This is a genomic window from Thiopseudomonas denitrificans, assembly GCF_002866065.1.
In the GTDB taxonomy this organism is placed as follows: domain Bacteria; phylum Pseudomonadota; class Gammaproteobacteria; order Pseudomonadales; family Pseudomonadaceae; genus Thiopseudomonas; species Thiopseudomonas denitrificans.
Window position 1 is genome coordinate 108912 of the sequence record NZ_LNJZ01000006.1, and the last position, 25771, is coordinate 134682.

Below are 25771 nucleotides of genomic sequence, written 5' to 3' on the forward strand. Positions count from 1 at the left end.
ACAAACCTGGTCAAATCTGGCAATAGCGAGACTATGTGCGAATGAATTCGCACCTACATGATCATCTGTAGGTTCGAATTTATTCGAACAATCCCGACATGCGTACGCCAGCACAGCAGACTGCCGGCATTTCACGTTAGACTAGGCGGTCATCCACACTCATGCCTGCTTCCGGGAGAACATCTTTGCTTTATTTGTTACGTTTTCTCGTTATTGCCACTTTGCTGCATGCCGGTCTGGTGCAGGCTGCGGTCACCCTGAGTCACGGTTTTGCCCGTTTCGGCCAGCCGCAATACCCCGCCAGCTTCAGTCACTTCGACTGGGTCAACCCGGCAGCGCCCAAGGGCGGTCACCTGCGCCTGATGGCCCTGGGCACCTTTGACAGCCTGAACCCCTACATCCTGAAAGGCACCAGCCCGATTGGCACCGGCGATTTCTATCAATACGGCATCAGCGAGCTAAACGCGCCTTTGATGGTCGGGCATGGCAGCTTCGACCCGTCCGGTGACGAGACCGCCAGCGCCTACGGGCTGGTCGCCGAAAGCATCCAGTACGCCGACGACCTGCGCTGGGTGGTGTTCAACCTGCGCAAGCAGGCCCGCTTCCATGATGACCGGCCGATCACCGCCAGCGATGTCGAATTTTCCTGGCGCACCCTGAAAAAACACGGACACCCGCAATACCGCAATTATCTGAAGGATGTAGCCCGCGTCGAGATTCTTGCGCCGCTCAAGGTGCGCTTTGTGTTCAAGCAACCGGCTACTCGTCAGCAGATCCTTGATCTGGGTGATTTGCCGGTGCTGCCCAAGCACTACTGGAGCAAACGCGACTTCACCCAGACCAGCTTCGAGCCGCCGCTGGGCAGCGGTCCCTACCGCATCACCGAGGTCAAGCCCGGGCGCAGCCTGCGCTTCGAACGGGTGAAAAACTGGTGGGGCAAGGATTTGCCGGTAAACGTCGGCAAGTACAACATCGATCGTATCGATGTGGACTTCTATCGCGACCGTCATGTTGCCTTCGAGGCGTTCAAGGCCGGCAGCTTCGACCTGTACATCGAGCATCAGGCCAAGAACTGGGCCAGCAACTACCGCTTTCCTGCCCTGTTGCGCGGTGACGTGCTTCGTGCCGAAATCCCGCACCAGATTCCGACCCCGACCCAGGCGCTGTTCATCAACACCCGTCGCGCACCCTTTGACGATGTGCGGGTGCGCGAAGCCCTGTCGCTGCTGTTCGACTTCGAATGGGCCAACCGCACGTTATTCAACAGCGTCTATCAGCGTACCACCAGTTTTTTCCCCAACAGCCCCTTTGCCGCCCGCGACATTCCATTGGGTGCCGAATGGCTGCTACTCAAACCCTGGCAAGAGCAATTGCCCGACGGCCTGCTTGAACAACCCTTCCAGGTACCGGTCACCGACGGCCGTGGCATTCCCCGCGAACAGCTGGCCCGGGCGCTGGCACTGTTCCAGCAGGCGGGCTGGAAAGCCGGCCGCAACGGATTGAAAAACAGCCAGGGCAAGCTGCTGCAACTGGAAATCCTGCTGGTCAATCCGGGGCTGGAGCGCATCCTGCAGTCCTATGTCCAGACCCTGCGCCGCATCGGCATCGAGGCTCGCCTGCGTACCGTCGACCGTGCCCAGTTCAAGCACCGGCTGGACGCGTTCGACTATGACATGACATTGCTGGTGCTGCCGCAAAGCCTGAATCCCGGCCCGGAACAATGGCTGTATTTCCACTCCAGTCAGGCCGGCATACGGGGCGGCAAGAATTACGCCGGCATCCAGAATCCGGTGGTGGACGCCATGCTGGAAGCCGTCATGCAGGCCCGCACCCGCAACGAACTGGAATCGGCAATGCAAGCGCTCGACCGTGTATTGTTGTGGCAACATTATGTTGTGCCGAACTGGTATATTAGCCAGCACCGCATCGCTTACAGCAAGCGGCTGCAACATCCCCAGATACCCCCCTACACCCTTGGCCTGCGTGCCTGGTGGCTCGACCCGGCGGAGACCCCCTGATGACCGGACACCTGACAACAAGGCTGCTGGCCCTGCTGTTACTGCTGACATGCGCCACCGGCAGCCATGCCGAACACGCGCTGACCCTCTATGGCGAAGCGCCAAAGTACCCGGCAGATTTCCGTCATTTCGACTACGTCAATCCGGATGCACCCAAGGGCGGCACCCTGCGCCTGTCCGGCCTGAACGGCTTCGACAGCCTCAACCCCTTCATTCCCAAGGGCAATGCCGCCGACCATATCGGCCTGATCTACGACACCCTGACCTACCACTCGCCGGACGAGCCCTTTACCGAATACGGCCTGCTGGCCGAACGCATCGAGCGTGATCCGGACAACCTTTTCGTACGCTTCCAGCTGCGTCCCGAAGCCCGCTTCCATGATGGCCAGCCGGTCACCGCCGAAGACGTTGCCCACACCTTCGAGCTGCTCACCACCCAGGGCCACCCGCTGTACCGCCAGTACTATGCCGACGTAGCCGAGGTGGTGGTCGAGAGCCAGCACAGCGTGCGTTTCGACTTCAAGCACGGGCACAACCGCGAGCTGCCGCTGATTCTCGGCCAGCTGCAGGTGCTGCCCAAACACTGGTGGCAAGGCAACGACTTCAGCAAGACCTCGTTGCAGCCGCCACTGGGCAGCGGCCCCTACCGCATCGGCAGGGTATCTGCCGGACGCAGCATCATCTACGAGCGGGTAGCCGACTGGTGGGGCAAGGATTTGCCGGTCAGCCGTGGCCAGTACAACTTCGACCGGGTACACATCGACTACTACCAGGACATGTCGGTAGCGCTGGAAGCCTTCAAGGCCGGCCAGTTCGACTTCAACCTGGAGTATTCCGCCAAGGACTGGGCCACCGGCTACAACTCGCCGGCACTCAAGCGCGGCGACATCCTGCGCGAGGAAATCCACAACCACAACCCGGTCGGCATGCAGGCCTATGTCTTCAACCTGCGCCGCCCGATGTTCCAGGACCGCCGGGTGCGCGAGGCGATCGCCCTGTTGTTCGACTACGAGTGGACCAACAAGCAGCTGTTCTATGGTGCCTACCTGCGCACCAACAGCTTCTTTGCCAATTCCGAACTGGCTTCCAGCGGCCTGCCTGACGAAGCCGAGCTGGAACTGCTGGAGCCGCTACGCGGACAGATTCCCGACGAAGTCTTCACCACGCCCTTCAAGCTGCCGGTCAGTGATGCCAGCGGCATCATCCGTGAGCGCCGTCTGCAAGCATGGCAGCTGCTGCAGGACGCCGGCTACCGCATCGAGAAGGACCGCATGGTGAATGCCGACGGCCAGCCGCTGGCCTTCGAGTTCATCATCGCCCAGACCAACCTTGAGCGCGTGTTGCTGCCGTTCAAGCGCAACCTTGAAGAACTGGGCATCGAGATGACCATCCGCCGTGCCGACGTGTCCCAGTACATCAACCGCATGCGTTCGCGGGATTTCGACATGACCTCGGCGATCTGGTCACAGTCCAGTTCGCCCGGCAATGAACAGCGCGACTTCTGGCACTCCAGCAGCTTCGACAACCCCGGCAGCCGCAACTTCATCGGCCTGCAGGACCCGGCCATCGACAGCCTGGTGGAAGGCCTGATCAACGCCGACAGTCGCGACAGCCTGATCACCCACACCCGCGCACTCGACCGCGTACTGCTGTGGGGCCACTACGTGATCCCCAACTACTACACCGACAGCTGGCGTATCGCCCACTGGAAGCACCTGCAGCGGCCAGCGAAGCCGCCACTATACGACTACGGCCTGTTCACCTGGTGGATCGACGGCCAGCAGCCGCAAGTACAGGAGGCTGCTGAGTAAATGGCCGCCTATATCGTCCGTCGCCTGCTGCTGATCATCCCCACCCTGTTCGGCATCCTGCTGCTCAACTTCGTCATCATCCAGGCTGCCCCCGGCGGCCCGGTCGAGCAGATGATCGCCAAGCTGGAAGGCTTTGACAGTGCCGCCGGTGGTGCCACCGGGCGCATTTCCGGCGGCGGTAGCGAGGTCGGCAGCAGCAGCGGCCAGTATCGTGGCGCCCAGGGACTGGACCCTGAGCTGGTGGCCGAAATCGAGCGCATGTACGGCTTTGACAAGCCGGCACCGGAGCGCTTCTGGATCATGCTGAAAAACTACGCCCGTTTCGATTTCGGCAACAGCTTCTTCCGCGATGCCAAGGTCACCGAGCTGATTGTCGAGAAGATGCCGGTCTCGGTGTCGCTGGGGCTGTGGAGCACCCTGCTGATGTATCTGGTGTCGATACCCCTGGGCATCAGCAAGGCGGTACGCCACGGCAGTACCTTCGACATGTGGACCAGTACCGCCATCGTGCTCGGCTATGCCATTCCCGCGTTCCTGTTTGCCATCCTGCTGGTGGTGGTGTTTGCCGGCGGCAGCTACCTGAGCTGGTTTCCACTGCGCGGTCTGACTTCGCCCAACTTCGAGGACCTGAGCACGCTGGGCAAGATCGGCGATTATTTCTGGCACCTGGCCCTGCCGGTCACAGCCTTAGTGATCGGCAACTTCGCCACCCTGACCCTGCTGACCAAAAACAGCTTTCTTGACGAGATCAACAAGCAGTATGTGGTCACCGCCCGCGCCAAGGGCCTGAGCGAGCGCCGCGTGCTCTATGGTCATGTGTTCCGCAATGCCATGCTGATCATCATTGCCGGCTTCCCCGCCGCCTTCATCGGCATGTTCTTCACCGGCTCGCTGCTGATCGAGGTGATCTTCTCGCTGGACGGCCTGGGCCTGCTCAGTTTCGAGGCGGCCATCAACCGGGACTATCCGGTGGTGTTCGGCACGCTGTTCCTGTTCACCCTGCTGGGTCTGCTGGTCAAACTGATCGGCGACATCACCTACACCCTGGTGGACCCGCGCATCGACTTCTCGGGCAGGGGCTGACGTCATGGCATTGTCTCCGGTCAACCAGCGGCGTTTCGCCCAGTTCAAGGCCCACCGTCGCGGCTGGTATTCGCTGTGGCTGTTTCTTGCGCTGTTTGTGCTCAGCCTGGGAGCCGAGCTGATCGCCAACGACAAGCCGCTGGTGGTGCGCTACGACAGCAGCTGGTATTTCCCGGTGTTCAAGCGCTACGCCGAAACCGAATTCGGCGGCGAGTTTCCGCTGCAGGCCAACTACAAGAGCCCCTACATCCGCGAGCTGATTGCCGAAAAGGACGGCTGGATGCTGTGGCCGCCGATTCCCTTCAGCTACGACAGCATCAACTACGATCTGAACGTGCCGGCCCCTGCTCCGCCATCCAGCGTCAACTGGCTGGGCACCGACGATCAGGGCCGTGACGTGCTGGCACGGGTGATCTACGGCCTGCGCATTTCGGTGCTGTTTGCCCTCACCCTGACGCTGTGCAGCTCGGTGCTGGGTGTGCTGGCCGGTGCCCTGCAGGGCTTCTATGGCGGCTGGGTGGATCTGGCCGGCCAGCGTTTTCTGGAGATCTGGTCCGGGCTGCCGGTGCTTTATCTGCTGATCATCATGGCCAGTTTCATTCAGCCCAATTTCTGGTGGCTGCTGGGCATCATGCTGCTGTTTTCCTGGATGAGCCTGGTCGATCTGGTGCGTGCCGAATTTCTGCGCGGGCGCAACCTTGAATATGTCCGGGCCGCGCGGGCACTGGGCATGCGTGATGCGCCCATCATGTTCCGTCACATCCTGCCCAATGCCATGGTCTCCACCATGACTTACATGCCCTTCATCATCACCGGCGCCATCGGCACACTGACCGCGCTGGATTTTCTCGGCTTCGGCCTGCCACCCGGTTCCCCCTCCCTTGGCGAGCTGGTTGCGCAGGGCAAGGCCAACCTGCAGGCACCCTGGCTGGGCATTACCGCCTTTGCCGTGCTGGCGATTTTGCTGAGTTTGCTGGTATTCATCGGGGAGGCGGCACGCGATGCATTCGACCCCAGAAAATAACCCCTTGCTGGAAGTACGCGAGCTGGCGGTGGACTTTGTCACCGCAGCCGGTCACACCCAGGCAGTACGCTCGGTCAGCTTTCAATTGGAGCCGGGCAAGACCCTGGCGCTGGTCGGCGAAAGCGGCTCGGGCAAGTCGGTGACTGCCCATTCCATCCTGCGCCTGCTGCCAGCCACTGCACGCCACCCGTATGGCAGCATCAGCTACCGTGGCCAGAACCTGCTGCAAGCCAGCGAAAGACAGATGCGCGGCATTCGCGGCAACCGCATCGCGATGATCTTTCAGGAGCCGATGAGCGCCCTCAACCCGCTGCATACCGTGGGCAAGCAGATCGGCGAGATACTGCAGCAGCACAAGGGGCTGCGCAAACAGCAGGCCGCCGAGCGCGCACTGGAGCTGCTGCGGCTGGTCGAGATCCGAGAGCCGGAAAAGCGGCTGGATTCCTACCCGCACGAGCTATCCGGCGGCCAGCGCCAACGGGTGATGATCGCCATGGCGCTGGCCAACGAGCCGGAAATCCTGATTGCCGACGAGCCGACCACGGCACTGGACGTCACCGTTCAGCACAAGATTCTCGTGCTGCTGAAAAAACTGCAGCAGCAACTGGGCATGGCTATCCTGCTGATCAGCCATGACCTGAACATGGTACGCCGCGTCGCTGACCAGGTGTGCGTGATGCAAAACGGCCAGGCGGTGGAAAACCGTCCCTGTGCCGAGCTGTTTGCCGATCCGCAGCACCCCTATACCCGCGCCCTGCTCTCGGCCGAGCCCAGCGGCGGCCCGGCAGCCACTGAAGCCGGAGAAACCCTGTTGCAGGTGGATGATCTGCGAGTCTGGTTTCCGGTCAAGGCCGGCATCCTGCAGCGTACCGTCGATCACATCAAGGCGGTGGACGGCATCAGTCTGCAGCTGCGCCGTGGTCAGACACTGGGCGTGGTCGGTGAAAGCGGCTCGGGCAAGTCGACCCTCGGCCTGGCCATTTTGCGCCTGATCGACAGTCGTGGACGCATCCAGTTTGCCGGCCAGGCGCTGGATTCACTGAACCAGAAGCAGCTGCGACCCTGGCGAAAACAGATTCAGGTGGTTTTTCAGGACCCTTTTGGTAGCCTGAGCCCGAGAATGAGCGTCTCAGAGATTATCGGTGAAGGATTGCGCATCCATGGCATGGGCAATCCCGCCGAACAGGAACAGGTCATCATTCAGGCGTTGCAGGATGTCGGACTCGATCCGGACACCAGGCACCGCTATCCGCACGAGTTTTCCGGCGGTCAGCGCCAGCGTATCGCCATTGCCCGCGCGCTGGTGCTCAAGCCGGAACTGATTCTGCTGGACGAGCCCACTTCGGCGCTGGACCGCAGCGTGCAGTGCCAGGTGGTGGATCTGCTGCGCGAGTTGCAGCTGAAGTATGATCTGACCTACGTATTCATCAGCCATGACCTGGCCGTTGTCAGAGCCGTCAGCCACCAGCTGATGGTGATGCGCAAGGGCCAGGTCGTTGAACAGGGTGACGCCGGACAGCTGTTTGGCGCACCACAACATCCGTACACGCAACAGTTGCTGGAAGCCGCTTTTGCTTCGGCTCCGGCCAGCATAACCAACTAGACCAAGGGGAATACCATGGGTTTCATGAAAGGAAAGAAAGTTCTGATTGTCGGCGTGGCCAGCAAGCTGTCCATCGCCGCCGGCCTGGCCGAAGCCATGCATCGTGAAGGTGCCGAGCTGGCATTTACCTACCAGAACGAAAAGCTCAAAGGCCGCGTGGAAGGCTTTGCCGAGCAATGGGGCTCCAGCGCCGACCTCTGCTTCCCCTGTGATGTAGCCAACGACGAGGACATCACCAACGTTTTCACCGAACTGGGCAAGAAATGGGACGGCCTGGACTGCATCGTGCACTCCGTGGGCTTTGCTCCCGGTGACCAGCTTGATGGCGACTTTACCGAAGTCACCACCCGCGAAGGCTTCAAGATTGCCCACGACATCAGCGCCTACAGCTTCATCGCCCTGGCCAAGGCCGGTCGCGAGATGATGAAGGGCCGCAACGGCAGCCTGCTGACCCTGACCTACCTGGGCTCGGTGCGCACCATGCCCAACTACAACGTCATGGGCCTGGCCAAGGCCAGTCTGGAAGCCAGCGTACGCTACCTGGCCGCCAGCATGGGTCCGGAAGGCACCCGCGTGAACGCCGTCTCCGCCGGCCCCATCCGCACCCTGGCCGCTTCCGGCATCAAGAACTTCCGCAAGATGCTCAGTGCCAACGAAGCCCAGACGCCGCTGCGCCGTAACGTCACCATCGAGGAAGTCGGCAACGCCGGTGCCTTCCTGTGTTCCGACTTGGCGTCAGGCATCAGCGGCGAGATTCTCTATGTGGATGGCGGTTTCAACACCACCGCAATGGGTGCCATCGAAGAGTAAGCTCTTTGATTGCCACACCAAAACCGCGACCTCTGTGTCGCGGTTTTTTATTGGTGGGTTGTGAACCGGTTGTGGGAGCGGGCTTGCCCGCGACAAAGAATAAGCCGTTTCTCAGGGGCAAGCCCCTTCGCACAATCTTGCTGCCAATTCATTCGCACGGAAGGCTGCCACTCTCGTAGAGAACAGCAGCTGTAGGTTCGAATTTATTCGAACAAAGCCCAGCACAGCTGGGCCCATAATATCCAGCTGTGCGAATAAATTCGCACCTACAGGCAGTCCGAACCCATCCATCTGTTTACACCCGGCTCATGTTCACCTAGCAAGCCAACCACAGCACATTCGTCATCCTTCGCACACTCGCAAAATCCAGTAACTACAAAACCGGCACAAAAAAAACCGCAGCCCATGGGCTGCGGTTTTTTCTTTCAACAACTGCCAGCAGATCAGAAGCGCTCGATTTTGGCGTCCTTTTCCAGCTGACGGGTAAAGGCGGCAAAATCACCCTGCCCCAGGCGGGATGCCAGGATGTCACGCAGCGCTTGCAGCTGCTCAGGGGCCACCGCCTCTTCCGGTGTACCGACACCCGCCAGACGCAATACCACGTAGCGGCCATCAGGCAGGCTCAAGCCGGCATGGCTGAACTGGCCGTCATCCGGTTTGGGCATGCGGAACACCTGTTGCAGCACTTGCGGTTCAACGCTATCTTCCATGCGGGTAGCCGCCTCAAAACGCTGCCAGTCCGGGGTCGGTTCAGCCCGGTCTTCACTCAGGGCAGTCAGCAGTTCTTCACCCTGGACACGAGTCTGCTCACCGGCCTTGTCCACCCGCAGCAGCTCGACAATCCCGTCACGCACATCGGCCAAAGCCAGTTGTTCAGGCTTGTGATGCTCCTTGACGCGCAATACCACCACGGTATCGGCATCCAGCTCAAGCGCATGACTGTTGGCACCTTCTTCCAGGATTTCCTCACTGAAAGCCGCCTCAATCACCTGCCGATTGGCAAAGATGCCCTCGCCACCCTCACGACCGAACGCCGGACTCAGCTTGACTTGCAGGCCAAGCTCCTGCGCCGGCTGCTGCAGGTCGGCAGCCTCGTAGGCAGCGCCTTCCAGCGCGTCAACCTGCTCGACGAACAGCTGCTCGACCTTGCCGGCACGCACATCCTGCAACAGGCTGTCACGCATGTTGGCCAGTTCGGGAATGTCGGCACCCTGCACGTCCAGCAACTTGATCAGGTGCCAGCCGAACGCGGTCTGCACCGGCTCCGATACCTGTCCCTTCTCCAGTGCATAGAGCGCGTCTTCAAAAGCCGGCTCATAAACGTCCGGTCCGGCAAAGCCCAGGTCACCGCCGTCTACGGCAGAGCCCGGATCATCGGACAGCTCGCTGGCCAGTGCGGCAAAGTCCTCGCCAGCGGCAATCCGCCCGGCAGTGGCTTGCGCCTTTTCCAGTGCTTCTGCCAGTTCTTTCTCGGTACCGGCCTCAAACAGGATATGGGCAGCTCGGCGTTGCTCGGCGAGGTTGGCAATTGCTGCCTCGTAGGCATCACGCACGTCTTCTTCACTGACCTCAATCTGGCTGGCCAGTGCCGACTTGCTCAGTTCGATGTATTCAAGCACGACTTGCTCGGGAGTCATGTAGCGCTCCAGGCTCGACTGGTAGAAGGCTTCGACCTCGCTGTCGGCAACCTCGACCGCATTGAGATCCGGCTTGATTTCAACCATCGAGAAGTCCCGCGTCTGACGCTCCAGGCGGGCAAAAGCCTCGGCTTCCTGTGCAGTGACGAAAGCGCTGTTGATAATGCCGCTTTGCAACTGGGTCAGCTGGATGTCCTGCTCCAGCATGCGACGGAACTGCATGCGCCCATAGCCCATCTGGCGCAACACCTGGTCAAAGCGCTGGGCATCGAACTGGCCGTCCTGCTGAAACTCGGGAAACTGCACGATGAAGCTGTCAACCGCTGCAGTGGAGCTGACAATTCCGGATTTTTCGGCAGCCTGGAGCAGCAAGGTGCGACCAATCAGGCTTTTCAGGGCCATTTCGTTCAGCAGCTTGTCATCCAGACCCGCCATGTTGAAGTCGGCACCAAACTGTTGGGCCAACTGGCGCTGCTGGATGCTCTTTTCCTGGGCCAGTGCGTCCAGGGTAATTTCTGTATCGTTGACCTTGGCCGCATTGTTGCGGTTACTGGTCGAACTCATGATGGCTTCAAAACCGGTAAACGACAGAAGCACGACAATCAGGCCGACAATGACCTTGGAGATCCAGCTGGTTGAGCGGTCCCTGATATTTTGCAGCATATACCCTCCGGAACAAGCCGCCTTGCAAAACACAAAAAACAAAGGCGCACCACCCGATGCGCCTTTGTTTATCGATTGACCCGTTACCGGGTCAAGGTGCAGTCTTCACCAAAACTCAGGCGTTGACCGCATCCTTCAGCGCCTTGCCTGGCTTGAAGCCGGGAACCTTGGCGGCGGGGATTTCGATGGTCTTGCCGGTTTGCGGGTTACGACCGGTACGTGCAGCACGATCCTTTACGGCAAAAGTGCCAAAACCAACCAGTACAACGGAATCACCCTCTTTCAGGGCTTCGGTCACTGTTTCCAGTACCGCGTCCAGCGCACGGCCAGCAGCAGCTTTGGGCAGGTCAGCAGCAGCTGCTACTTTTTCAATCAGTTCTGATTTGTTCACTCGTAAATCCCCTTGTTATTTCAAATATGGAAGCGTGTCGATGGTTGAGCAAGATAATCAGTTGTTTACCTTCCGTCAACACTTCGGGCCCGCTTTCACGAAAACTTGCTATAAACCTCGCAATTCAAGCGGTCAGTGCGTCTGGCGACGCCCTTCTGACGACTCTTTCCCGGCCTGCTCACGCTGCAACAATAATTCGACTTCAGCATCGGCCAGCGGCTCGGGAGCGTATTGTAGAGCGATTGCCAGCACTTCATCAATCCATTTTACGGTACATATATCAAGGTCTGCCTTGATGTTGTCAGGAATCTCCTTCAGGTCGGCCTTGTTTTCCTCGGGAATGATCACTGTCCTGATCCCGCCACGGTGGGCTGCCAGCAGTTTCTCTTTCAGTCCGCCAATCGCCAGGACCTCGCCACGCAGGGTGATTTCACCGGTCATGGCAACATCGGCGCGCACCGGGATTTTCGTCAGGGACGACACCAGCGCGGTACACAGGCCAATCCCGGCGCTGGGGCCGTCCTTCGGTGTGGCGCCCTCGGGCATGTGGATATGCACGTCGGTCTTTTCGTAGAAGTTGGGCGCAATGCCCAGCGCTTGCGCACGGCTGCGTACCACGGTCATGGCAGCCGTCATGGACTCGGCCATGACATCACCCAGCGAGCCGGTCTTGATCAGCTGGCCCTTGCCCGGCATGGTTGCGGTTTCGATGGTCAGCAACTCACCGCCAACCTGGGTCCAGGCCAGCCCGGTGACCTGGCCGATCTGGTTTTCGGTTTCGGCCAGGCCATAGCGGAACTTGCGTACGCCGAGCAGATCCTCGAGCATTTCCGGCACCACCTCGACCCGGATGTTCTTGCTGTCCAGGTGCTGTTTGACCAGCTTGCGGCAGACCTTGGCGATCTGGCGCTCCAGGCCACGGACACCGGCTTCGCGGGTGTAGTAACGCACGATATCCAGTACCGCCGCGTCGGCAATGCTCATTTCACTGTCTTTCAGACCGTTGGCCTTGCGCTGTTTGGGCACCAGGTATTTCTGGGCGATATTGAGCTTTTCGTCCTCGGTGTAACCCGGAATGCGGATGACTTCCATGCGGTCGAGCAGCGGCCCGGGAATGTTCATCGAGTTGGCGGTGCAGACGAACATCACATCCGACAGGTCATAATCCACTTCAAGATAGTGGTCATTGAAGTTGCTGTTCTGTTCCGGGTCCAGCACTTCCAGCAAGGCGGAAGCCGGATCACCACGCATGTCGCTGGCCATCTTGTCGATCTCGTCGAACAGGAACAGCGGGTTGCGCACCCCAACCTTGCTCAGGCGCTGAATCAGACGGCCCGGCATGGAGCCGATGTAGGTGCGACGGTGGCCACGGATTTCCGCCTCGTCACGCACACCACCCAGTGCCATGCGCACATACTTGCGGTTGGTGGAGCGGGCAATCGACTCGGCCAGCGAGGTCTTGCCCACGCCGGGCGGACCGACCAGGCACAGGATCGGGCCTTTTAGCTTACGCACGCGCTTCTGTACCGCCAGGTATTCAAGGATGCGCTCCTTGACCTCGTCCAGGCCATAGTGGTCGGCATCCAGCACTTCTTCAGCCTTGCCCAGGTCCAGCCGCACCTTGGTTTTCTTATGCCAAGGCACATTCACCATCCAGTCCAGATAGGTACGCACCACGGTGGCCTCAGCCGACATGGGCGACATCTGCTGCAGCTTTTTCAGCTCGGCATTGGCCTTGTCCAGCGCTTCCTGTGGCATCTGTGCTTCATTGATGCGTTTGCGCAGGGCTTCAACCTCGTTGTGGCCTTCTTCGTCCTCGCCCAGTTCCTTCTGAATCGCTTTCATCTGCTCATTCAGGTAGTAATCCCGCTGGCTGCGCTCCATCTGCTTTTTCACGCGGCCACGAATGCGCTTTTCCATGCGTTGCAGGTCCAGTTCGGCATCGAGAAAGCCCATCAGCTTGTCGGTACGACCGACAATATCGTCAAGCTCGAGAATTTCCTGCTTTTGCTCCAGCGTCAGGCTCATCTGGGCGGCAATCAGGTCAGCCAGCCGGGCGACATCCTCGACATCGGCCAGGCTGCTGACGAACTCCGCCGGAACCTTGCGCCCATGTTTGGCATATTCCTCAAACTGGTCAAGCAGGACCCGGCGCAATACGGTATTTTCAACCTCGGCCAGCTCTTCCGGCTCCAGGTCGGTTTCCGTCACAACCTGCCAGTAACCGTCAACATCGCCCAGGCTGGCATGAATGCGCCCGCGGGCCTTGCCCTCGGCCAGCACCTTGACGGTACCATCCGGCAGTTTCAGCAATTGCAGGATATTGGCAACAGTGCCCTGCCCGTGCACGCCATCCAGATCGGGATCGTCATCGGCCGGGTCTTTCTGGGCCACCAGCAGAATCTGCTTGTCATTCAGCATGGCGGCCTCGAGCGCCTTGATCGACTTGGGTCGCCCGACAAACAGGGGAATGACCATGTGCGGATAAACCACGACATCGCGCAGGGGCAACAGGGGCAACTCAATCATCGTTTTCATAAATCTTCTCACCAGCGGCAACCGCCGCACTACATTAAGCTTGGGCCTGTTATGGGGGCAATCCGGCAAATTGCAAGGAAGCACCCGCCTGCTTGTGTAAACCAGCTCGTGCGGTGCAGCTTGCAACCATCATGGCCAAAATGCAAAAAGGGCCTTACGGCCCTTTTTGTCTGTCTCCGGTATCAGGTTTCGGATGAAACCCTGGCCAGATCATCAGAGCTGTAAATCATCATCGGCTCGGATTCGCCCTTGATCACGCTTTCATCAATGACCACCTTGCTGACACCTTCGGCAGAAGGAATCTCGAACATGGTATCCAGCAGGATTTCCTCCAGGATCGAACGCAGACCGCGCGCTCCGGTCTTGCGTTCCAGCGCCCGGCGGGCCACCGCCTGCAGGGCGTCCGGACGGAACTCCAGCTCGACGTCTTCCATGTCGAACAGCTTGGCGTACTGTTTGATCAGTGCGTTGCGCGGCTCGCTGAGGATACGCACCAGCGCGTCTTCATCCAGCTCTTCCAGCGTGGCAATGACCGGCAGACGGCCAATCAACTCGGGGATCAGGCCAAAGCGGACCAGATCGTCAGGCTCGACGCCAAGCAGGGTCTCACCGATCTTCTTCTCCAGCTCCTTGCTGCGCACCTCGGCACCAAAGCCGATGCCGCCTTTTTCGGAGCGGGCCTGGATGATTTTTTCCAGCCCGGCAAAAGCACCACCACAGATGAACAGGATGTTGGAGGTATCGACCTGCAGGAACTCCTGCTGCGGGTGCTTGCGGCCACCCTGCGGCGGAATCGAGGCCACCGTGCCCTCGATCAGCTTGAGCAGTGCCTGCTGCACGCCCTCGCCCGATACGTCACGGGTAATCGACGGGTTTTCCGACTTGCGGGTGATCTTGTCGATTTCGTCCAGATAGATGATGCCCATCTGGGCCTTTTCCACGTCGTAGTCGCACTTCTGCAGCAGCTTCTGGATGACGTTTTCCACGTCCTCGCCCACGTAACCGGCTTCGGTCAGGGTGGTCGCATCGGCAATGGTGAAGGGCACATTCAGCAGCCGTGCCAGGGTCTGGGCAAGCAGGGTCTTGCCCGAACCGGTCGGGCCGATCAGCAGGATGTTGCTCTTGCCCAGCTCGACATCGTCACGCTTGCGCTCGCGGCTGTGCAGGCGCTTGTAGTGGTTATAGACTGCTACCGCCAGCACTTTCTTGGCCTTTTCCTGGCCAATCACGTACTGGTCCAGCACCGCACTGATTTCCCGCGGGGTCGGCAACCGGTTGGCGTTTTCCTCGCCATCGGCTTCCTCTGTCTCTTCACGAATGATGTCGATACAGAGGTCGACGCACTCGTCACAAATGAATACGGAAGGACCGGCAATCAGTTTGCGCACTTCGTGCTGGCTCTTGCCACAGAAGGAGCAATACAGCAGCTTGCCCTTGTCCTCGCCTTTTTGCATGTTTGTCATTCACTTATCCTGCTTCGTCAATCTGTTGCCGCCTGCCGGTGCAGAGGCCAGCATCAACGTTTGCTTACCACCTGATCGATCAGGCCGTATTTTACAGCTTCGTCACCGCTCATGAAGTTATCACGGTCGGTATCCCGGGCAATCACGTCCAGCGGCTGCCCCGTATGGTGCGCCAGTACCTGGTTGAGGCGTTCGCGGATGTAGAGGATCTCCCGTGCATGAATCTCGATGTCGGAGGCCTGCCCGCGGAAGCCGCCCAGCGGCTGGTGGATCATCACCCGCGAGTGTGGCAGGCAGAAACGCTTGCCGGCAGCACCGCCGGCCAGCAGCAGCGCACCCATGCTGGCCGCCTGGCCAATACAGGTGGTGGAAACGTCCGGCTTGATGAACTGCATGGTGTCGTAGATCGACATGCCGGCAGTCACCGATCCGCCCGGCGAGTTGATGTACAGGTGGATGTCCTTGTCAGGATTCTCCGCTTCCAGGAACAGCAACTGGGCCACCACCAGGTTGGCCATCATGTCCTCGACCGGGCCAACCAGAAAAATGATGCGCTCCTTGAGCAGGCGCGAATAGATGTCATAGGCACGCTCGCCACGGGAGCTTTGCTCCACCACCATGGGAACCAGTCCGCCTGCGGCCTCGATGGCCTGTTGCCCGTACATGAAACTTGAAGCTGTCATGGTACCCGCCTCCTGTAAAGTTGATGTCCTGCAGGCACACAAGCCAGCACTACGGCTGGCTTGTGTCCTTGCTTGTCTGCGCAACCGCCAGGGGTCAGGCTTCTTCAGCGTCGCCTTCGCTGGCTGCCGGTGCGGCAGGTGCTTCCGGCTTGACGGCGTCCTCGTAAGGAACGTTCTTGTCGGTAACCCTGGCTTTTTCCAGCACGGTCTCGACAACCTGCTCTTCCAGCACCAGCGCACGCACGTCTTCCAGTTGCTGCTCGTTCTTGTAGTACCAGTCGATCACCTGTTGTGGCTCCTGGTAGGCGGAAGCCATGTCTTCAATGGTGCTGCGCACACGGTCTTCGTCGACCTTGATGTCGAACTGCTTGACGATCTGGGCCACCAGCAGGCCGAGGCTGACGCGACGCCTGGCCTGGGCTTCGAACATTTCCGCCGGCAGCTGCTCGGCTTTCATCTGGCCACCGAACTGCTGTACAGCCTGGACGCGCAGGCGATAGTTTTCGCTGTCAACCAGTGCCTTGGGCACGTCAATGGCGTTCTGTGCCAGCAGGCCGTCCATCACCTGGATTTTCAGCTTGTTGGTCAGCGCCTGCTTCAGCTCGCGCTGCATGTTCTTGCCGACTTCGCCACGGAAGCCTTCCAGGCCACCTTCGCTCATGCCGAACAGGGTAAAGAACTGCTCGTCCAGCTCGGGCAGGGCCGGCTCTTCAACGGCGTTGACCTTGACGGTGAACTCGGCTTCTTTGCCGGCCAGTTCCTCGTTCTGATAGTTCTCGGGGAAGGTCGGGGTGATGACACGCTCTTCACCGGCCACGGCACCTTCCAGCGCTTCTTCAAAGCCGGGGATCATGTTGCCGGAACCCAGTACAACCGGGACGCCTTCAGCGCTGCCACCGGCAAAGACTTCGCCATCAATGCGGCCAACGAAGTCGATGTTGACCTGGTCATCCTTGGCCGCGGCACGCTCAACGGCTACATAGCGGGTGTTCTGCTTGCGCAGGATATCCAGCATGTTGTCGATGTCGCTGTCGGCGACTTCGGCCTGCAGGCGCTCGATCTCGATGTTTTCCAGGCCCTTGACCTCAAACTCCGGGTACACCTCGAAAGTGGCGGTATATTCCAGATCCTTGTCCTTCTCGAACACCTTGGGTTCGATGGCAGGCTGGCCGGCCGGGTTGAGTTTCTCGGCAATCACGGCTTCGTAGAAAGTGTTCTGAATCACATCGCCCAGCACGTCCTGCCGCGCGTCGGCCTCGTAACGCTGGCGGATGATGTTCATGGGCACCTTGCCCGGACGGAAGCCCGGCACCTTGGCCTGGCGTGCAGTGCGCTGCAGGCGCTTGGTGACTTCTGCTTCGATACGCTCTGCTGGAACGCCAACAGTCATTCGACGCTCAAGAGCAGAGGTGCTTTCTACTGAAACTTGCATGGATAATCCTCGTTGAATAGACATGGCCAGACAGACCGACCTTGGAATCAAAGGGGTGCATTCTATTAGTCTTGAACAGAAATATCCATCCTGTGCATGGAGTTTTTACGCCTAGAGCAGGCCCTCGATCGGCAGCCAGGACAAAAACCGCACACTGGCTCGACGCAACAGGCTGCTTTTGGGCTCGTGCACATATACCTGGAGCCGCCCCTCGTCGCGCACCGTCCAGCGCAGCCGCCCCCTGTCATCCAGGCTCAGGCGGTAGGCCTGCTCGGGGATTTCATCCTCAAAGGCACTGCGGATGTTCATCGCCAGTCGCGGGCTGTCAATGACAAAGCCCAGCTCGGTGTTCAGGTTGGCCGAACGCGGGTCGAAGTTGAACGAGCCGACAAACACGTACTGACCATCCACGGAAAAGGTCTTTGCATGCAGGCTGGAGCCGGAACTGCCAAGCACCCTGCCCTTGCGCCGGCTGCCGGGCGTCCGTTTCGGGCGGACATGGCTCAGCTCATACAGCTCGACACCGGCTTCAAGCAGCGCCTTGCGCCGCCGGGCATAACCGGCATGAACAAAGGCCACATCGGTTGCCGCCAGCGAGTTGGTCAGCACGCGCACCTCGACGCCGTTGCGCACCAGCCAGGCAAACGCCTCGACACCGGCCGCAGTGGGTACAAAATAGGGAGAAATCAGCTCCACGTCCTGCTGCGGGTTGCCGATGATTTGTTGCAGCTGCTGCACCAGCAGGCTATTTTCCGAATGCTTTTGCCAGACCTTGTCCGGCGCATCGCTGACCATGCGTACCTGTGCCCACTCAAATTCCAGATCCCGCATCAGCAGCCGCGCCAGCAGGTCGGCCTCGCGCAACGACTCCAGGTACTCCCCCGCCGCCGGACTGCGGGAAATGTGCTCCGCCTGCTCGGCCAGCTGCACCAGCGAAACCCCGTTATGACGCCGGCCCAGCACCTGGTCCAGAGGATAGGCGGCCGGGCTGTTCCAGTAGGCATCAAAATCACGCGATACTTCCGGCACCACCGCGCCCACGGTCAACACGTCCAGGTCGGCAAACAGGATATCGTCGGAGGCACCAAAGTATTTGTCACCGATATTGCGCCCGCCAATGATGGTGGCCGAGCCGTCCACGGTGAAACTCTTGTTGTGCATGCGCCGGTTGACGCGGGAAAACTCGGTGACAAAATTCAGCCAACGCACCCGGCGAATGGCGAACGGGTTGAACACCCGCACCTCGATATTGACATGCGCATGCATTGCCAGCAGGAAAGGCTCGATCCCGGCGCTGTTGTTATCGTCCAGCAGCAGACGCACGCGCACGCCGCGATCGGCCGCCTCATGCAGGGCCTCCAGCAGCATCACGCCAGTCATGTCAGCCCGCCAGATGTAATACTGCACATCCAGCGTACGCTCGGCATGCCGCGCCATCAGCATGCGGGCGGCAAAGGCATCATCTGCCTCGACCAGCGGATAAATTCCGCTCAGTCCTGTCGCACGGCTCTGCAGCAGGGGAGCCAGCGCCCGGGCGATCGAGGTGTTTTGTGCCTCCAGCGGGGTGATGGCAGTCTGTGGCGCCCGTTCAAGCGGCCGTGGCAGCCCTGCGCAACCCGTCAGCATCAATAGCGACATCACCATCACCCATAATGACCTGCCCCCCAAAACGCCTCCTGCAGACGACCGGCACATGCTGCCAATACATTGTCAAAGTTGTGTCAAATCAATCAAGAGCGGTTATTTTACCGATTCTGTCGACGTTTGGGGTAATCTTGCGTCCATTACCGGATTCGCCAGAATCCCGTGCGGCCCGGACGGAAAAAAGCACACCGCCGACACCCGCAACCAGACAGAGTTTTAGTTATTCGAGGTGATTGAACAATGGAGCACATGACAACTTTTGACCGGGCCCTGGTGGAAAAATACGACCGCCCGGGCCCCCGCTACACCTCCTACCCCACTGCTCCACAGTTTCATACCCTGTTTGTCGAAGACAACTACCGTGCCGCTGCTGCACGCAGCAACCAGGCACCAGCCAAGCCGATTTCACTGTACATCCATATCCCGTTCTGCAAGAGCCTGTGCTACTACTGTGCCTGTAACAAGATCATCACCCAGAAAACCAGCCGCGCAGTGGAATACCTGGACTACCTGAAACAGGAAATCCGCATGCAGGCAGCGCTGTTCGACCGTTCGCGCAAGGTCACCCAGCTGCACTTCGGTGGCGGCACACCAACCTATCTGACCCAGGAACAACTGGCCGACCTGATGCAGTGCCTCGGCGAAGCCTTCACGCTGGATGACAGTGACGAACGCCAGTTTTCCATGGAAGTGGACCCGCGCACCATTTCACCGGACCAGCTCAAGAACCTGCGCCAGCTGGGCTTCAATCGCCTGAGTTTTGGCGTGCAGGATTTCGACCCTGACGTGCAGGCCGCGGTCAACCGCGTCCAGAGCGAGGAACAGGTCGCCGAACTGATTCACGCGGCACGGGAATACGGCTTTCGCGCCACCAGCGTGGACCTGATCTATGGCCTGCCCCTGCAGACAGTGGACAGCTTCAACACCACGCTGGACAAGATCATTGCCCTGCGCCCCGACCGCATCTCCGCTTACAGCTATGCCCACCTGCCCCACCTGGTGCGTGCCCAGCGCCTGATCCGTCCGGAGCACATGCCGCCGCCCGAGCGCAAGCTGGAACTGCTGGAGCTGACCATTCAGCGCCTGTGCAGCGCCGGCTACATCTATATCGGCATGGACCACTTCGCCCTGCCCGATGACGAGCTGGTACAGGCACGCAACGACGGCACCCTGCAACGCAACTTCCAGGGCTACTCGACTCACGCCGACTGCGACATCATCGGCCTGGGCTCGTCGTCGATCGGCAAGATAGCCGACAGTTACAGCCAGAACGTGAAAGAGCTGTCGCTGTACTACAGCATGCTGCGCGAAGGCAAGCTGCCCCTGCACCGGGGTTATGAACTCAACGATGACGACCGCCTGCGCCGTGACGTGATCAGCGACCTGATGTGCCACAACCGCATCCACATGCCGGATATCGAGCAGGCTCACGGCATCAGCTTCCGTGAATACTTTGCCGATGCCTTCGAGAAACTGCAGGAGCCGGTTGCCGACAACCTGGTGGAAATCACCGACACCGACATCATCCTGCTGCCACAAGGCAACCTGATGATGCGCAACGTCGCCATGGCGTTTGACGCCTATCTGGGCGGCAACCAGCAGGGTCGTTTCTCGCGGACGGTATAACCGGCCAGCGGCTGGCATCCGGCCATGCCGGACACCAGCTACTCTGCGCAACCATAAAAAACCGGGAAAATTTCCCGGTTTTTTATCAGCCCTGTGTGCTCTCGTAAGCCTGCAGGGTATTTTCCAGCAGCTCGGCGCGGGTCATGGGTCCGACACCACCCGGCACCGGCGTTATCCAGGCCGCCCGCTCAACCGCCGCGTCAAAGCCCACGTCACCGATCAGCGTGCCGCTCGCGGTACGGTTGATGCCGACATCGATCACGATCGCGCCCGGTTTGATCCACTCGCCCTTGACCAGATCGGGAATACCCACGGCCACCACCACCAGGTCGGCCCGGCGCACGTGTTCCTCAAGATTTTTGGTGAAACGGTGCGTGACCGTTGTCGTGCAACCGGCCAGCAGCAACTCCAGCGCCATCGGCCGACCGACAATATTGGACGCCCCGACCACCACCGCATCCAGCCCGTGCAGGTCCACCCCGGTGGTAGCCAGCAGCGTGATGATGCCCTTGGGCGTGCAGGGGCGCAGCATCGGCATGCGCTGGGCCAGCCGGCCCAGATTGTAGGGATGGAAGCCGTCCACATCCTTGCGCGGGTTGATCCGCTCCAGCAAGGGTGAGGAGTCCAGGTGTGCCGGCAAGGGCAACTGCAACAGGATGCCGTCGACCCCGTCATCGGCATTCAGTCGGTCAATCAGGGCGGTCAGTTCTTCCTGCGTGGTGGTTTCCGGCAAATCATGGGCGATCGAGACAATACCCACTTGCTCGCAGTCCTTGCGCTTGTGAGCAACGTAGACCTGCGATGCCGGATCACTGCCCACCAGAATGACCGCCAGGCTCGGCGCCCGCCGACCGGCAGCAATATGGTTTTCAACAGAAACAGCGATCTTCTGACGAATCGAAGCGGCAACCGCCTTGCCATCAATAAGTTGTGCAGCCATGAACAAACACACCGTTACAGATAAAAAGATGCGGTATTCTCGCATGACCTGAAGTTTGCGCAAAGTCGCATCCATTTATTTAGCCATTATCGACACAAGAAAATTTTAGGGCTTGACTCCTTCTCCGGATCTGGCTAACATGCGCCCCGCTTGCCTAGCACAGCCTGAAAGCTGGAACGGGGAAACCCCAAGGGTTCAACTCAAGCCCGAGTTAGCAATAACCAGGCGCCCGTAGCTCAGCTGGATAGAGCATCCGCCTTCTAAGCGGATGGTCGCAGGTTCGAGTCCTGCCGGGCGCGCCATTGAGTGCATAGGTCAAGCAACCGAATTTATGGTGGGCGTAGCTCAGTCGGTAGAGCGCAGGATTGTGATTCCTGTGGTCGTGGGTTCGATCCCCATCGTCCACCCCATATTTCGGATAGCTGCAACAAGAGTGCAGCCATCCAGCGTCAATTGCGGACGTGGTGGAATTGGTAGACACACCAGATTTAGGTTCTGGCGCCGCGAGGTGTGAGAGTTCGAGTCTCTCTGTCCGCACCAAGTACTTGTTCCGCCAGCCTTCACCAGGTACCGCGAAACATATTAAAGGCCGCTAAACTCAAGAGTTTGCGGCCTTTTTGTTTGCGCCATCTTTCACCGGCGTTTGCTTCCAGCCACACCCGATCAGTACGTTATTCAGTACATCGAGTGTGGCATGACAGAGCGGATGTACTATGTTGTTTCTGGCCACACAAGCGTGACCCCGGACTGAAATTGACTGGCTCTTCTCAGACAGGATGCCGGACAACGCGGAAGCCATCATGCTCCCGGCCTGCGCATTCAAAGGCAGGCAAGCAGGCAACGGTTCAGTGCCTGCGCCCTGGGGTCCATCATTACATAGGCATCCATGCTGTTGGTGACAAAGCCGATGGCCAGGCCATAGTCAGGGTCGGCACAACCCAGCGTTCCACCCGCTCCGGGATGGCCAAACGCCCGCGGCCCCAGCCCGTAGCTGGCATAAGCCAGCCCCGGCTGTTCCAGCATGCAGCCCAGGCCAAAGCGGGTTTGCGCCAGCAGTGTCCGGTCCATGCCATGGCTGTGTTCAAGCTGCATTTCCCGTAACAACTGCTGGTCCAGCAGCCGCCCCTGCAGCAACCCGTTATAAAACCCGGCCAGCGCACGGGCATCGGCATGGGCATTGGCCGCCGGCTGCTGCATGACGCGCCATTCCAGCTTGTTGGTACTGGTCATCATCGAAGGCGGATTGGTGAATGCCTTGCCGGTCAGGGTTTTCGCTTGCAGCATGCGCGCATACAGACGCTGCGCAACCTCGTCACCCAGTGCGTTCTTGATGCGCGAAACATCGCTGACCCGCTCCAGCTGCGCCGGCTGCAACCCGACATGAAACTCCAGCTCCAGTGGCCGGGCAATGCGCCGGGCAATCGCCTCTCCGGGCATGCAACCATCCACCCGGCGGATCAGTTCACCCAGTAGCCAGCCATAGGTCATGGGTGCATAGCCATGGGCCGCACCCGGTGTCCACCAGGGTTGCTGCACCTCCAGCGCGGCAATCATGCACTGCCAGTCAAACAGCGCCTCGGCAGCCAGCGGCTCGCCCAGTGCCGACAACCCGGAACGGTGTGCCAACAACTGGCGCACGCTGATCGCCGCCTTGCCCGCCTGCGCGAACTCTGGCCAGTAGCGGGCAACCGGAGCATCCAGCTCTAGCCTGCCCTCCCCGACCAGCTGCAACAGGGCCACCGCCAGCACAGGTTTGCCGCTGGAAAAAATGTTGACCAGCGTATCTTCCTGCCAGGGTTGCTGCCCTGCCCGGTCTGCAACTCCACCCCAGACATCCACCACCCGCTGGCCGTGCTGATATATACAAAGCGCTGCACCACGCTGCCCGGGCTGTTGCAGCATGTCCTGCAACATGTGCACCACCGGAGCGAAATCCGGCTCGAAAGTGCCCTGAATCGACTGGACTGAATTGTTCATGACTGTTGTTCCTTACCTCTTGCATGTCAATAACCGGCCAGTTCCGCGCCCCGGTGCATGCCCTGAAGCCGCCGCCGACTAGTGGCCTGAACGGCTAGTTCGTTAACTCAAGTTCGGATGGCTGGGGATTCGGGGCAAGGCGCTGTGACGAGTCATAGCGGGGCTATGGCGAGGAGCAGCAACGCAGCATCGGAGCCTCAGATGCCGAAATTGACTAATGGAATTAGCCGTACAGGCCACTAGAGTACCGGCCCCAGCGTGGCGATGACGTTGTTCCAGATACGCCGGTAAAACGGCCATGCCAACACTTCCGGCAGCTCGACCCGCCGCGCCTGCCCGATATATTCCTGCTGGCACCGATCTATCGTGGTGGTGATGCCCTCATCCTGCAGCAGAATATTGTTCTCATAGTTCAGGTCAAAGCTGCGCATATCAAGGTTGGATGAGCCGATCATGCACACCCGGCCATCCACCGTCAGTATTTTTGCATGCAGCAGGCCCCGGCCATGCTCGTAGATCCGGCAGCCGGCGTCCAGCAGCTGGTGGTAATAGCTGTGACTGGCCGCGGCAACCACCCAGCTGTCATTGCGCCGGGGAAAGATCAGGGTCACCTCAACACCGCGCAAAGCGGCAGCACACAGGGCTTCCAGGGTGGTCGGGTCCGGTACGAAATAGGGTGTGGTCAGGGTCAGGCGATGTTCCGCACTGGCAAACAGGCTGACATACAGCTGCGGGGTGACACGCGGCCGTTCCGTCGGGCCAGCTCCCATCACCAGTGCCGGAAAGCCCTCTGCGTGCGGCTCGGCCTTGAGCGGTATGCAATCGCAGCGCTGCCCGGTAGCCTGCATCCAGTCGCTGGCGAACAGCAACTGGTTCTGCGCCACCACCGGCCCCTCGAAACGTAGCATGATGTCGATCCAGGGGGCGTACCCGGCCTTGGGGAGGAACTCCGGGTCGGCACAATTGCGGCTGCCGCAATAGGTGACCCTGGCATCGATGACGGTGATCTTGCGGTGGTTGCGCAGGTCCAGACGGCTGAAAAAAATGGTTCTGAACAGCCGGTTGAATGGCAGTGCCACAGCAACCTGCACTCCGGCCAGCTGCATACGGTGCCAGAGCACCGAGCCGATCAGCTGTCTTGAGCCCAGCCCGTCGGCAATCGCCCGGCAGACCACGCCACGCTGCGCCGCCCGGATCAGCGCTTCGGCTATGGCCGTGCCGGTCCGGTCATTGAGCCAGATGTAGTAAAGCACATGGATATGATCGGTCGCGGCATCCATGTCGGCGACCATGCGCCTTATGGTTTCGTCGGCATCGTCCAGCACGCAGGCCCGGTTGCCGGCAACCGGATGAAAGCCGTTGATCGAGGCCGCATAGCGGAAGACCGGCCGGTAAATCCGTTCGATGTGCCGCTCGATATCGGCCGGCTGCCCCATGAACTGGCTGGCCCGCTGCCTGATTTCGGCAAACACCCGGTCATGCAGTCGATGTGCCCGGTTGCCCAGATCGATTTCGCCAAACAGGAAATACGCCACACCGCCAACATAGGGCAGCAGGACCAGCACAATGAACCAGGCCAGACGCGCCGGCGGTGACAGGTCGTCACGCAACAGAATGCGGATACTGAATGACAGCACCAGCAGCGCATACAGAATCAGGACAAGCGTCATCTCGTCTCGGCCTTCAGCGCCTGCTGCACCGGTTTGAAGGAGCGCCGGTGAATCGGTGTCGCTCCCAGCCGCGCCAGTGCCTCAAGGTGCTTCGGGGTCGGATAGCCCTTGTGGCCGGCAATACCGTAACCGGGGTACTGACGATCCAGTTCCAGCATTTCATGGTCACGCGCCACCTTGGCCAAAATCGATGCGGCAGCAATCGCCTGCACCTGGTCATCACCCTTGATCACCGCCTGGCAAGGCATTGACAGCTGCGGGCAGCGGTTACCGTCAATCAGCGCCAGTTCCGGCTGGATGTCCAGGCCTTCCACCGCCCTGCGCATGGCCAGCATGGTGGCATGCAGGATGTTGAGGCGGTCAATCTCTTCCACGTCGGCACGGGCCACGCACCAGGCCAGCGCCCGCTCACGGATCTGCACCGCCAGTGCCTCACGCTTTTTTTCGGTGAGTTTTTTCGAGTCTCTCAGCCCCTCAACCGGGCGGGCGGGATCGAGGATCACCGCAGCGGTAATCACCGGCCCGCACAGGGGGCCGCGTCCCACTTCATCAACCCCCGCCACCAGCCCGCTGGCAGGCAGCTCGAACAAATCGGTTTGCATGGATAACATCCCGCATCAAGAAAACAACAACGAAGCATCTGTCAAACAGGGCGCTAGCAACCCTGCTCAGGTGCGCAGCTTTCATGGATTCCTCCATCCGCTACGCGCAGCACGCAGAATGACGTGCCTCATTGTGCGAATAAATTCGCACCTACA

The 25771-nt window shown here is 60.0% G+C and carries 18 protein-coding genes and 3 tRNA genes; 10 read left to right on the forward strand and 11 right to left on the reverse strand.

Annotation, left to right across the window (positions count from 1 at the left end; genetic code table 11):
• Positions 1-161 precede the first annotated feature (161 nt).
• From AR306_RS05785 to fabI, 6 genes are read left to right on the forward strand one after another with little or no spacing between them, the layout of a single operon-like run.
• On the forward strand, positions 162-2018 hold the full coding sequence (locus AR306_RS05785; protein ID WP_101496610.1) for an extracellular solute-binding protein: 1857 nt from the start codon (positions 162-164) through the stop codon (positions 2016-2018).
• Positions 2018-3829 (forward strand): extracellular solute-binding protein, encoded by a 1812-nt coding sequence (locus tag AR306_RS05790; RefSeq protein ID WP_101496611.1) that lies wholly within the window; start codon positions 2018-2020, stop codon positions 3827-3829. The genes AR306_RS05785 and AR306_RS05790 overlap by 1 nt, the downstream gene beginning before the upstream one ends.
• Positions 3830-4912: a microcin C ABC transporter permease YejB gene (locus tag AR306_RS05795; protein ID WP_101496612.1), complete on the forward strand. Its 1083-nt coding sequence runs from the start codon at positions 3830-3832 to the stop codon at positions 4910-4912.
• Between the two features lie 4 nt (positions 4913-4916).
• Entirely contained in the window at positions 4917-5936 is a 1020-nt protein-coding gene (locus tag AR306_RS05800) for an ABC transporter permease (RefSeq protein ID WP_101496613.1), read from the forward strand.
• Positions 5914-7539: an ABC transporter ATP-binding protein gene (locus AR306_RS05805; RefSeq protein ID WP_101496614.1), complete on the forward strand. Its 1626-nt coding sequence runs from the start codon at positions 5914-5916 to the stop codon at positions 7537-7539. Before AR306_RS05800 ends, AR306_RS05805 begins: the two co-directional genes overlap by 23 nt.
• A 15-nt stretch (positions 7540-7554) precedes the next feature.
• Positions 7555-8349, forward strand: coding sequence for an enoyl-ACP reductase FabI (gene fabI, locus AR306_RS05810; protein ID WP_101496615.1), 795 nt, complete (start codon positions 7555-7557; stop codon positions 8347-8349).
• Between the two features lie 443 nt (positions 8350-8792).
• Here fabI and AR306_RS05815 read toward each other — a convergent pair whose 3' ends face one another.
• The 7 genes from AR306_RS05815 to AR306_RS05845 form a co-directional block, all read right to left on the reverse strand.
• Positions 8793-10649 carry a SurA N-terminal domain-containing protein gene (locus AR306_RS05815; protein ID WP_101496616.1) on the reverse strand — a complete coding sequence of 619 codons (1857 nt, stop codon included), beginning with the start codon at positions 10647-10649 and terminating at the stop codon, positions 8793-8795.
• A gap of 115 nt (positions 10650-10764) precedes the next feature.
• A complete protein-coding gene (gene hupB, locus AR306_RS05820; RefSeq protein ID WP_101496617.1) occupies positions 10765-11040 on the reverse strand; it encodes a nucleoid-associated protein HU-beta in 276 nt (91 codons plus the stop codon).
• A 132-nt stretch (positions 11041-11172) separates the two neighbouring features.
• Complete coding sequence (gene lon / locus AR306_RS05825) at positions 11173-13578, reverse strand: endopeptidase La (protein WP_101496618.1); 2406 nt, start codon at positions 13576-13578, stop codon at positions 11173-11175.
• 182 nt (positions 13579-13760) lie between these two features.
• Positions 13761-15041, reverse strand: coding sequence for an ATP-dependent Clp protease ATP-binding subunit ClpX (gene clpX, locus AR306_RS05830; RefSeq protein ID WP_101496619.1), 1281 nt, complete (start codon positions 15039-15041; stop codon positions 13761-13763).
• Positions 15042-15094: 53 nt separating this feature from the next.
• Positions 15095-15724, reverse strand: coding sequence for an ATP-dependent Clp endopeptidase proteolytic subunit ClpP (gene clpP / locus AR306_RS05835; RefSeq protein ID WP_101496620.1), 630 nt, complete (start codon positions 15722-15724; stop codon positions 15095-15097).
• A 94-nt stretch (positions 15725-15818) separates the two neighbouring features.
• Positions 15819-17156: a trigger factor gene (gene tig, locus AR306_RS05840; RefSeq protein WP_101496621.1), complete on the reverse strand. Its 1338-nt coding sequence runs from the start codon at positions 17154-17156 to the stop codon at positions 15819-15821.
• Positions 17157-17267: 111 nt separating this feature from the next.
• Positions 17268-18794: a phospholipase D family protein gene (locus tag AR306_RS05845; RefSeq protein ID WP_338066588.1), complete on the reverse strand. Its 1527-nt coding sequence runs from the start codon at positions 18792-18794 to the stop codon at positions 17268-17270.
• Between the two features lie 246 nt (positions 18795-19040).
• Here AR306_RS05845 and hemN point away from each other — a divergent pair, with 246 nt between their 5' ends.
• Complete coding sequence (hemN, locus tag AR306_RS05850; RefSeq protein ID WP_101496623.1) at positions 19041-20426, forward strand: oxygen-independent coproporphyrinogen III oxidase; 1386 nt, start codon at positions 19041-19043, stop codon at positions 20424-20426.
• Between the two features lie 85 nt (positions 20427-20511).
• On the opposite strand, the gene folD is transcribed toward hemN, so the two are convergent.
• On the reverse strand, positions 20512-21366 hold the full coding sequence (gene folD / locus AR306_RS05855) for a bifunctional methylenetetrahydrofolate dehydrogenase/methenyltetrahydrofolate cyclohydrolase FolD (RefSeq protein ID WP_101496639.1): 855 nt from the start codon (positions 21364-21366) through the stop codon (positions 20512-20514).
• Between the two features lie 225 nt (positions 21367-21591).
• On the opposite strand from folD, the gene AR306_RS05860 reads away from it, so the two are divergent.
• The 3 genes from AR306_RS05860 (at position 21592) to AR306_RS05870 (ending at position 21906) form a co-directional block, all read left to right on the forward strand.
• Positions 21592-21668: transfer RNA gene (locus tag AR306_RS05860), tRNA-Arg, on the forward strand.
• A 32-nt stretch (positions 21669-21700) separates the two neighbouring features.
• Positions 21701-21776: transfer RNA gene (locus AR306_RS05865), tRNA-His, on the forward strand.
• A 45-nt stretch (positions 21777-21821) separates the two neighbouring features.
• Positions 21822-21906 (forward strand) — tRNA-Leu (locus AR306_RS05870).
• A 279-nt stretch (positions 21907-22185) separates the two neighbouring features.
• Here AR306_RS05870 and AR306_RS05875 read toward each other — a convergent pair.
• The 3 genes from AR306_RS05875 to rnhB all read right to left on the reverse strand — a co-directional run bounded on the left by AR306_RS05875 (position 22186) and on the right by rnhB (position 25615).
• Complete coding sequence (locus AR306_RS05875; protein ID WP_101496624.1) at positions 22186-23343, reverse strand: serine hydrolase domain-containing protein; 1158 nt, start codon at positions 23341-23343, stop codon at positions 22186-22188.
• A gap of 239 nt (positions 23344-23582) precedes the next feature.
• On the reverse strand, positions 23583-25013 hold the full coding sequence (cls, locus tag AR306_RS05880) for a cardiolipin synthase (RefSeq protein WP_101496625.1): 1431 nt from the start codon (positions 25011-25013) through the stop codon (positions 23583-23585).
• Positions 25010-25615 carry a ribonuclease HII gene (gene rnhB, locus AR306_RS05885; protein WP_101496626.1) on the reverse strand — a complete coding sequence of 202 codons (606 nt, stop codon included), beginning with the start codon at positions 25613-25615 and terminating at the stop codon, positions 25010-25012. The genes cls and rnhB overlap by 4 nt, the downstream gene beginning before the upstream one ends.
• Between the last annotated feature and the right edge of the window lie 156 nt (positions 25616-25771).